This window comes from Streptomyces sp. NPDC020845, from assembly GCF_044334165.1.
Classification (GTDB): domain Bacteria; phylum Actinomycetota; class Actinomycetes; order Streptomycetales; family Streptomycetaceae; genus Streptomyces.
In genome coordinates, this window is record NZ_JBIRSJ010000009.1 from 134,780 (window position 1) to 141,973 (window position 7,194).

Sequence of the window (7,194 nt, forward strand, 5' to 3'; positions counted from 1 at the left end):
TCAGCTGGTATACCTGGCCGGGTGATACGGGTGCTTCTGGCGGAGGATCAGCACATCATCAGGGAGGCGCTGGCGGCGCTGCTCGGCCTCGAGGAGGACATCGAGGTCGTCGCCACCGTCGACTCCGGCACCGCGGCCGTGGACGCGGCCAGGGTCTATCAGCCGGACATCGCCGTGCTCGACATCGATATGCCGGGGACGATGGACGGGCTGGAGGCTGCGGCCGTGGTGCGCGAGAAGGTGCCCGGCTGCCGGGTGTTGATGCTCACCGCGTACGGCAAGCCGGGGCATCTGCGCCGGGCGCTCGGCGCGCGGGTGGACGGGTTCGTGCTGAAGACCGCGCCGCCGGACGACCTCGTCAGCGCGATTCGCAAAGTGGCGGTGGGCGAGCGCGTGCTCGACGCCTCGCTCGCGGTCACCGCATGGGACCTGGCCGACAACCCGCTCACCCCCCGCGAGGTCGAGGTGCTGCGGCTGGTGGCCCAGGGCGCGGAGGCCACCGAGATCGCGGCGCAGGTGCATCTGACGGCGGGGACGGTACGCAACTACCTCACCGCGATCGTCACCAAGCTCAACGCCCGCAACCGCACCGATGCCGTCCGTATCGCGACGGAAGCGGGCTGGATCTAGCGGAGCCGGTGGCGGTCCGCCCAGGAGGAGATCGCGCCGGCGATCTCGGCCGGGCGGTCCTCGGGGGCGTGATGCCCGGCCGCTCCGCAGTGGACGGTCTCCAGGGCGGCGATGTGCTCGGCGCACCAGCGGGCCATGTCGGGGCCGATCAGCAGGGTCGGTGAGCCCTCGAAGGTCATGAGCAGCTTGGGGACGTCATCGCTCTTCGCGAGCCAGGCGTCGTACGCCTCGATACGGGCGACGAGTTCCGCCGGGTCGCCGCCCAGGGGCATTTGGCGGGCCCACGCCAGGACGGGCTGTCGGCTCTCGGGGGTGGGGAAGGGGGCGAGGTAGGTGGCCAGTTCCTCGGCGGCCACCGGGGTGAGCACGCCGCCGGTGAACGCCTGGCGGACGAAGAGGTTCTGGTCGAGCACCATCTCCTCGCCCGTGCCGGGGGTGCGGATCGCCTCGGAGCGCTTGCGGGCCTGGGCGGACAGGTCTTCCCAGGCCATCGGCTTCACGATGCTCTCCAGGAAGGCCAGGCCGAGCACCCGTTCGGGGTGTCTGGCCGCCCAGTCGAAGGCGAGCGCGCCGCCCCAGTCGTGGCCGATGAGGACCACTCGGTCCAGGTCGAGTGCGTCGAACCAGGCGTCGAGGTAACGGGCGTGGTCGGCGAACTGGTAGGGGATGTCCGGCTTTCCGGACCGGCCCATCCCGATCAGATCCGGGGCCAGCAGCCGCCCTCGGCCGACGCCGGACGTGACGTTGCGCCACAGGTGGGAGGAGCTGGGGTTCCCGTGGAGGAACACGAAGGTCGTCCCGTCGCCCGACTCCTCGTAGTACATGGTCGAGTCGAGAACACGTGTCTCAGGCATGTCGATTGGTCCTTTCGGCCGAGAGGTCGCGTCGGCCCTTTCGGCGCGTCGCTCATGACAGAAACAGTACATGGCTACTATGTCCATGGCTACTAAATTCTGTGGCCGCTGAATCCGCGGCCGCGCAATCCAAGGCAGGCCGGCCGCTATGAAGTTCTGCCGGCCGGTCCGGCCTCGTACGGCACCCACGCGGCCAGTTCGAACCAGCCGTCGCCGCCCGCCTCCACGGTCAGCTTCCCGTCCAGCGCCGCCAGCCGGGTCGTCAGATTCCCGATGCCCGACGACCCCGGACGGCTGCCCGTACCGCGTGCCCCGTCATTGCGTACGACCAGCCGTACGCCGCCGTCCTCGGAGGCCGTCGAGATCGTGCAGGAGCGGGCGCCGCTGTGCCGCAGCACATTGGTCACCGCCTCCCGCAGCACCGCGCTCAGCGCGGTCTCCACCTCGGCCCCGAGGCCGCCGAGGCCGCCGAGGCCGTCGGGGCCGTCGGGGCTGCCAGGGCCGCCGGGGCTGCCAGGGCCGCCGGGGCCGCCGGGGCTGCCGGGGCCGCCGGGGCTGTCGTGGGCCAGGGACACCTCGGCCGAGACGCCCGCGGCGGTCAGCACCGAGCGCACCGAGGCGGCCTCCGCGGTCAGCGACATACTGCCCACGCCACCGGAGGCCGCCCGCAGATCGGCCTCGCCGCGCTCGGCCATGGCCAGGACGTTCGCGAGCTGTGCACGGGCCTGCTCGGGCGGCAGTCTGCGCGCCAGTTCGCAGGTCAGCAGCATCCCGGCCAGGCTGTGGCCGAGCAGGTCGTGCAGGTCACGGGCCGCGCGCAGGCGTTCCTCGACCACCGCTGAGCGGGCCAGCCGCCGCTGCGCCTCCTTGAGTTCGTTCACGATCTGGTCGAGGCGCAGCAGTCCGTAGACGACCAGCCCGGTGACCACGGTGCTGACGGTGTAGTTGACCGTCATGGCGAGCGGCATGCCCAGCCGCGGCCCGATGAGCGCGACGCTCGCCGTCACACCGCCGACCAGCGGCCAGGCCACGGACCGGCGGAACGCGAGCAGCAGCGGCCCGGCGAGGAACCCGGCGACCCCCAGCCAGGCGCGGCCGAACGCGAGGATCGGCAGATACGTGAACAGCGCCATCACCGCGAGCGCCACCATGTGCCGGCCGCGCACCGAGCGGACCTGCAGCGCGATCACCACGGCCAGACACGCGGCAGCCGGCAGGACCCGGCCGGCGGGCACCATCAGCAGCGCCTTGAGCGAGAAGCCGACCAGCACGGTGACCAGCAGGGTGAGGGAGAGCGCACGGGCGTGCCGGTCGTCGGCAGGCTCCCGGGGCCGCGGCACGTCCGGAAGCGTGGCCTCCACGACCTGCCGCCCTTCGCGGGTCAGCCCGGTCGTCAGGGTGCCGCCCGCGTCGGCGATCCGGTCGGGCAGATCGCCCAGGCTCTCGTCATCCGCCGTCCGCGCCCCGTCGCTGACGACGCGCAGCCGGATCCTTCCCCGCTCGGCGGCGGTCTCGATCAGGCAGCCGGTGGCCGTGCCCTGCCGGACGATGTCGGTCACGGCCGCGCGCAGCACGGCCGCGAGCAGCGCGCCCGCGGGGCCGAGGGGTTCGGTGTGCCCGGTATGCACCTCCACCGGGACCTCGGCCGCGGTCAGCATCGCCCGCGCCGCCGTCACCTCGGGCGCCAGCGACATGGAACGGTAGGACGCCGCGGAGCGCCGGGCGTCGGCGAGGCAGTCGCGCGCCGAGCGAGTGACGTCGGCGAGCAGCCGCTCGGCCCGCTCCGGCTTCGCCAGGGCCGCCCGTACGCCCGTGGTGATCTCGGCGAGCCCGCGCCCGAGGCCGTCGCTCAGCTCACCGGCGATCCGCAGCCGCTCCTCGGCGACCGCGGCCGCCGTCAGGCTCAGCCGGGCGGTGTGGAGCTCGTCGGCCCGCTCCGTGAGCCGGGTGAGTCCGTAGATCACCAAGCTCATCAGCACCATGCTGACGGCCGAGTCCACCGGCCCGCGGAGCGCCGCGCCCACGGCGACCGGTACGGCCAGCGGCCACACCGGGGTCAGCAGGAGCGAGCCGCCGAGAAAGCCGAGGATCCCGACGGAGGTGCCGGTGGCGTACACCGCCGCATAGCACGCGACCCCTTGTGCGGCGAGCAGCCATGGCCATCCGGGGTGCCACCGCCGCGGCACGGGCGGCACGTGGAACAGACGGAGCAGTTGGAGGCCGAACACGACGGGCGCGAGGAACGACCCGCCGACGAGATAGACGGTCGCGAAGGCGGCCAGCACCACGACGGTGACAGCTCGCGCCGGACCGGACACCAGACCTCCCCCGCCAGCAGCCGCGCCCAGATGCCCAAGATGACCAAGATGGCCAAGATCCTAAACCTTGAAGGGCCTTCGACCGGACATCGGTCGAAGGCCCTTCAAAGTGAGGCGAATGCGTCAGCCGCAGCTGCCGCCGCAAGAGCAGGAGCCGCCGGACTGGCAGCCACAGGAGCAGCTGGAACCGCAGCCGCAGGCGCCCAGGATGGGCAGCGGGGGGCGGTGTTCGGCGGCCGGCCGGGCAGGGTCGGCGGGGGTGGGAGTGGGGAAGTCGGCCATGAGTCGCCTCCTTGGGAGGTCTTCGGGAGATCTGGAGGAGGGGTCACCTCCTGCCCATGGTCAGGTCCTCCCGCCCCGCCCGTAGCGGCGCATGGACGGCGCGCGGATGCACAGGGCCCGCCGCGCGGTGGGCGCGTACCCGGCGCGCGAGGGCGCGCCGGGACGACCTCACGCCCCCGCCGGGATGCTGTCAGGCCCCCTCGGGATACCGCCACGCCCCCGCAGAGGCGCGGTCACGCCCCCCGCCGGAGCGGCCTTATGCCCCCTCCGTGGCCTCCGCCTGCGCGAGCTCGTCGGCGTGCTCCCCGGTGACCAGGTACACCACGCGCTTGGCGACCGAGACCGCGTGGTCGGCGAACCGCTCGTAGTAGCGGCCCAGCAGCGTCACATCGACAGCCGTCTCTATGCCGTGCTTCCAGCGGTCGTCCATCAGGTGCTGGAAGAGGGTGCGGTGCAGCAGGTCCATCGCGTCGTCGTCCTCCTCCAGCTGGAGCGCGAGGTCGACGTCCTTGGTGATGATCACCTCGGCGGCCTTGGCCATCAGCCGCTGCGCCAGCTGGCCCATCTCCAGGATGGTCGCGTTCAAGTCACGCGGAACGGCCGAGTCCGGGAAGCGGAGCCGGGCCAGCTTGGCGACGTGCTGGGCGAGGTCGCCCGACCGCTCGAGGTCGGCGCTCATCCGCAGGCTGGTCACCACTATCCGCAGATCCGTGGCCACCGGCTGCTGCCGGGCCAGCAGCGCGATCGCCCGCGCCTCCAGGTCGCGCTGCAGGCCGTCGACCTTCTCATCTGCGGCGATGACGCTCTCGGCGAGCTTGAGGTCCGCGTCGAGAATCGCCGTGGTGGCCCGTCCGATGGCGGAGCCGACCAACCTGGCCATGTCGACGAGGCCGTCCCCGATCGAATCGAGCTCCTCGTGGTACGCGTCCCGCATCACTGACCCTCTCTCGCTGTCTTTCGCTGCTGACTCTCGGTGGACTCGTCACTCGCCGCCCCCCCAGGCTTACACGTTCCGGCTGGAACGCGTCGGGTTCCGGCATCCGGAGTGAACCGCCACTGACTCCCCGGTGAACTCTGGGAAACGTCTCCCCACGGGTGCCCGTCTGGGGCTGTGGAGCTGTCTCGCGCCGCGCATAACCTGGACGCATGAACGTGAACGCGGCGATCGCCGCACTGGCGGCGCTCGCCGGGTTGTGCACCGGCGTCATCGCCATGCTGGCGTTCCGCTGGAGCGAACGCGAACAGGCGAAGCCTACGCGCTCCTCACTGCACACCGATGCCGCGCTGCCGCCCGGCGTGGACACCGTGCTCTCCGTCCTGCGCTCCTCGGCCGTCGTCCTCGACGAGGCGGACGCCGTGGTCAAGGCCAGCTCCGCGGCGTACGCGCTCGGGCTGGTCCGCGGTGGGAAGCTGGCCGTCGAGCCGATGCTGCAGATGGCCCGCGACACCCGGCGGGACGGTGAGATCCGCCAGATCGAACTGGACCTGCCCCGGCGCGGCACGGGCCGCGGCGAAGCCCTCGCGGTGTCGGCCAGAGTCGCCCCGCTGGGCTCCCGCCTGGTGCTCCTCCTGGTGGAGGACCTCACCGAGGCCCGCCGGATCGAGGCCGTACGGCGCGACTTCGTCGCGAACGTCAGCCATGAGCTCAAGACCCCCGTCGGCGCGCTGTCGCTGCTGTCCGAGGCCGTGATGGACGCCTCCGACGACCCCGAGGCGGTCACCCGCTTCGCCGGCCGGATGCAGATCGAGGCGACCCGGCTGACCAGTCTGGTCCAGGAGCTCATCGACCTGTCGCGAGTGCAGAACGACGACCCCCTGGAGGACGCGGAGCCGGTCCGCGTGGACGAACTGGTCGCCGAGGCCATCGACCGGTGCCGCCACCAGGCGGGCACCAAACAGATCACCATGGCCACCGGCGGCACCGCCGATCTGCACGTATGGGGCAACCGCGGCCAGCTGGCCGCCGCGCTCGGCAACCTCGTGGAGAACGCCGTCAACTACAGCCCGGCCCGCACCCGCGTCGGCATCGCGGCCCGCCGTATCCCCGCCACCGGCGGCGATCAGATCGAGGTCGCCGTGACCGACCAGGGCATCGGCATCTCGGAGAAAGACCGCGAGCGGATCTTCGAGCGCTTCTACCGGGTGGACCCGGCACGCTCGCGACAGACCGGCGGGACCGGGCTCGGGCTCGCCATCGTCAAGCATGTGGCCGCCTCGCACGGCGGGGAGGTCACGGTGTGGAGCGCCGAGGGACAGGGCTCCACCTTCACCCTGCGGCTGCCGGAAGCCGGCTCGGTGCGCGACCGAGACCGCGACCGCGACCGAGACCGCGACCGCTCGTCGCGCGAGCCGTACGAGACCAACGCTGACCTCGATGGAGAGGACCAGGACCGGCCGTACGAGACCAATTCCTGTGAACCCCTTTCTGCCCCGGAGGTCCTTCCGTGACCCGAGTTCTGGTCGTCGAGGACGAGGAATCGTTCAGCGACGCGCTGTCGTACATGCTCCGTAAGGAGGGATTCGAGGTCGCGATCGCGGCAACGGGACCCGAGGGGCTCGACGAGTTCGAGCGCAACGGCGCCGACCTGGTGCTGCTCGACCTGATGCTGCCGGGCCTCCCCGGCACGGAGGTGTGCCGTCAGCTGCGCGGCCGCTCCAACGTCCCGGTGATCATGGTGACCGCCAAGGACAGTGAGATCGACAAGGTCGTCGGCCTGGAGATAGGAGCCGACGACTATGTGACCAAGCCCTTCTCCTCCCGCGAGCTGGTGGCCCGCATCCGGGCCGTGCTGCGCCGCCGCGGCGAGCCGGAGGAGGTCACCCCGGCCGCGCTGGAGGCCGGGCCGGTACGGATGGACGTCGACCGGCACGTGGTCACGGTCGGCGGCGGCAAGGTGGATCTCCCGCTGAAGGAGTTCGACCTGCTGGAGATGTTGCTGCGCAACGCGGGCCGGGTGCTGACCCGGATGCAGCTGATCGACCGCGTCTGGGGTGCGGACTACGTGGGCGACACGAAGACGCTGGACGTCCACGTGAAGCGGCTGCGCGCGAAGATCGAGCCGGATCCGGGTGCGCCGCGTTATCTGGTGACGGTGCGTGGTCTGGGTTAC

General features: G+C 71.8%; 6 protein-coding genes. 3 read left to right on the forward strand and 3 right to left on the reverse strand.

Annotation, left to right across the window (positions count from 1 at the left end; genetic code table 11):
- The first annotated feature begins 21 nt into the window (after positions 1-21).
- Positions 22-630 (forward strand): DNA-binding response regulator, encoded by a 609-nt coding sequence (locus ACH4U7_RS24190; protein ID WP_089508423.1) that lies wholly within the window; start codon positions 22-24, stop codon positions 628-630.
- Here the strand turns inward: ACH4U7_RS24190 and ACH4U7_RS24195 are convergent.
- From ACH4U7_RS24195 to phoU, 3 genes are all read right to left on the reverse strand, one after another.
- Positions 627-1,484: a haloalkane dehalogenase gene (locus tag ACH4U7_RS24195; RefSeq protein ID WP_398529935.1), complete on the reverse strand. Its 858-nt coding sequence runs from the start codon at positions 1,482-1,484 to the stop codon at positions 627-629. The genes ACH4U7_RS24190 and ACH4U7_RS24195 overlap by 4 nt on opposite strands.
- Positions 1,485-1,630: 146 nt before the next feature.
- On the reverse strand, positions 1,631-3,802 hold the full coding sequence (locus ACH4U7_RS24200; protein ID WP_398529936.1) for a sensor histidine kinase: 2,172 nt from the start codon (positions 3,800-3,802) through the stop codon (positions 1,631-1,633).
- 538 nt (positions 3,803-4,340) lie between these two features.
- The gene (gene phoU / locus ACH4U7_RS24205) at positions 4,341-5,018 is read right to left on the reverse strand and encodes a phosphate signaling complex protein PhoU (protein WP_014177582.1); all 678 of its coding nucleotides are present in this window, start codon (positions 5,016-5,018) and stop codon (positions 4,341-4,343) included.
- 212 nt (positions 5,019-5,230) lie between these two features.
- Between phoU and ACH4U7_RS24210 the strand changes: the two genes are divergently transcribed.
- Positions 5,231-6,532 (forward strand): sensor histidine kinase, encoded by a 1,302-nt coding sequence (locus ACH4U7_RS24210; RefSeq protein WP_398529937.1) that lies wholly within the window; start codon positions 5,231-5,233, stop codon positions 6,530-6,532.
- On the forward strand, positions 6,529-7,194 hold a 666-nt coding region (locus tag ACH4U7_RS24215; RefSeq protein WP_398529938.1), incomplete at its 3' end, for a response regulator. The genes ACH4U7_RS24210 and ACH4U7_RS24215, both read left to right, overlap by 4 nt.